The sequence below is a fragment of the Acholeplasma sp. ORD1043 genome (assembly GCF_057808485.1).
Map to the genome: position 1 here is coordinate 1 of NZ_JAQLOJ010000023.1, position 3035 is coordinate 3035.

The following is a 3035-nucleotide window of genomic DNA, read 5'->3' on the forward strand; positions in this document are numbered from 1 at the left end:
TCTTTGAAAAGTAGATAAAAGAAGTCATAGAAGAAGGTTAAGGAAGAAAGGGCGTACAGTGGATGCCTTGGCACCAAGAGGCGAAGAAGGACGGAACTAACACCGAAATGCTACGGGGAGCTGTAAGTAAGCGACGATCCGTAGATGTCCGAATGGGGGAACCCGGCATGTGGAAGACATGTCACAGACTTAGGTCTGAGCGAAACGTAGGGAATTGAAATATCTCACGTACCTACAGGAAAAGAAAGTAAAAACGATTCTGCTAGTAGCGACGAGCGAACGCGGAGGAGCCAAACAGCTTAGGTTACAAAATTATATGATAGAAGAACGATTTGGGAAAGTCGGGCATAGAGGGTGAGACCCCCGTATTCGAAATGATATAATCCGTGCTGTTAGAAAGTAGGGCGGGACACGTGGAATCCCGTTTGAAGATAGGAGGACCATCTCCTAAGGCTAAATACTACTTGGTGACCGATAGTGAACCAGTACAGTGATGGAAAGGTGAAAAGAACCCCGGGAGGGGAGTGAAAGAGAACCTGAAACTGTATGCTTACAAATAGTCAGAGCCCGTTAATGGGTGATGGCATGCCTTTTGTAGAATGAACCGGCGAGTTACGTTACATAGCAAGGTTAAGGATGAAGGTCCGGAGCCGAAGCGAAAGCGAGTCTTAATAGGGCGCGAAGTTGTGTGATGTAGACCCGAAACCAGGCGATCTAGCCATGAGCAGGTTGAAGTAAGGGTAGCACCTTATGGAGGACCGAACACACGTTAGTTGAAAATAGCGGTGATGACTTGTGGCTAGGGGAGAAATTCCAATCGAGCTTGGAGATAGCTGGTTCTCCCCGAAATATCTTTAGGGATAGCGTCAAGCGGAACTTTATTGAAGGTAGAGCACTGAATGTGTGATGGCCCCACCTCGGGGTACTGAGCCCAATCAAACTACGAATGTCAGTAAAGATGCATGGCAGTAAGACTACGGGTGATAAGGTTCGTGGTCAAAAGGGAAAGAGCCCAGATCGCCAGATAAGGTCCCAAAATATATGCTAAGTGGAAAAGGAAGTGGAGATGCACAAACAACCAGGATGTTGGCTTAGAAGCAGCCATCATTTAAAGAGTGCGTAAAAGCTCACTGGTCGAGTGACTCTGCGCCGAAAATGTACCGGGGCTAAGCATATTACCGAAGCTGCGGATTTAAAGTAAAGAATATTTTAAGTGGTAGGGGAGCGTTCCTGTTGCGGCGAAGCATGATCGTAAGGACATGTGGAGCGGCAGGAAGTGAGAATGCCGGTGTGAGTAACGAAAAGACAGGTGAGAATCCTGTCCGTCATAAACCCAAGGTTTCCAGGGGAAGGTTCGTCCGCCCTGGGTAAGTCGGGGCCTAAGGTGAGGCTGAAAAGCGTAGCCGATGGATAACTAGTAGAGATTCTAGTACCAGTGTATTGACTGATGGAGTGACAGAGGAGGATAAGCGTCCGCGATGAATGGCTTTCGCGAAAAGGAATCGAGGCTGTGTGTTAGGCAAATCCGGCACACGTTAAGGCTGAGACTGATGACGTATGAGTTCAAACTCTCGAGAAAAGCTTCTAGGGTTAATCAGTATACTGCCCGTACCGTAAACCGACACAGGTGGGTGAGTAGAATATATTAAGACGCGCGAGAAAACTGTTGTTAAGGAACTCGGCAAATTGACCCCGTAACTTAGGGAGAAGGGGGACTTCTTATGAAAACGAGAAGTCGCAGAGAAAAGGCCCAAGCGACTGTTTAACAAAAACACAGCTCTCTGCAAAACCGTAAGGTGAAGTATAGAGGGTGACGCTTGCCCGGTGCTGGAAGATTAAGAGGAGATGTCAGGGTTAAACCAAAGCATTGAATTGAAGTCCCAGTAAACGGCGGCCGTAACTATAACGGTCCTAAGGTAGCGAAATTCCTTGGCGGGTAAGTTCCGTCCTGCACGAAAAGCGTAACGATTTGGGCACTGTCTCAACAACAGACTCGGTGAAATCAAGCTGCCGGTGAAAACGCCGGCTACCCGCGATTAGACGAAAAGACCCCATGGAGCTTCACTGTAACTTGATATTGAAATTGGGTGTAAGATGTACAGGATAGGTAGGACGCATAGAAGTTGGTACGCTAGTATCGATGGAGCGGTCGTTGGGATACTACCCTTCGTGCACTTAGTTTCTAACTCGCCGGAGTGGATCCGGGAGGACAGTGTCTGGTGGGCAGTTTGACTGGGGCGGTCGCCTCCCAAAGAGTAACGGAGGCGCTCGAAGGTCACCTCAGAATGGTTGGAAATCATTCGATAGAGTGCAATGGCAGAAGGTGGCTTGACTGCGAGACAAACAAGTCGAGCAGGGACGAAAGTCGGACATAGTGATCTTACGGTACCGAATGGAAGGGCCGTGACTCAACGGATAAAAGTTACCCTGGGGATAACAGGCTTATCGCTTCCAAGCGTTCACAGCGACGAAGCGGTTTGGCACCTCGATGTCGGCTCGTCGCATCCTGGAGCTGAAGTAGGTTCCAAGGGTTGGGCTGTTCGCCCATTAAAGCGGCACGCGAGCTGGGTTCAGAACGTCGTGAGACAGTTCGGTCTCTATCTATCGTGGGCGTTGGAAATTTGAAGGGAGCTGTCCCTAGTATGAGAAGACCGGGATGGACGCACCAATGGTGCACCAGTTGGATCGCCTGATCCACAGCTGGGTAGCTATGTGCGGAAGGGATAAACGCTGAAAGCATCTAAGCGTGAAGCCCACCTTAAGATGAGATTTCCCAATTAGTAAGACCCCATGAAGACCACATGGTTGATAGGCTAGGTGTGTAAGCACGGTGACGTGTTCAGCTTACTAGTACTAATAGGTCGAGGACTTAACCTATAAAAAAATTCTATGACTTCAATTTATCTAGTTTTGAGAGTATGTCTGGTGACAATGGCAAGGTGGATCCACCCGTTCCCATCCCGAACACGGAAGTTAAGCACCTTAGCGCCGACGATAGTTAATACAAATAGCGAAAATAGGTCGTTGCCAGGCAT

At 48.7% G+C, this 3035-nt stretch carries 2 rRNA genes; both read left to right on the top strand.

From position 1 onward, the window contains the following. Positions 1 to 35 precede the first annotated feature (35 nt). Positions 36 to 2877 (top strand): 23S ribosomal RNA (locus PG914_RS06860). Positions 2878 to 2921: 44 nt separating this feature from the next. Continuing rightward, positions 2922 to 3033, top strand: a 5S ribosomal RNA gene (rrf, locus tag PG914_RS06865). The last annotated feature ends 2 nt before the right edge of the window (positions 3034 to 3035 follow it).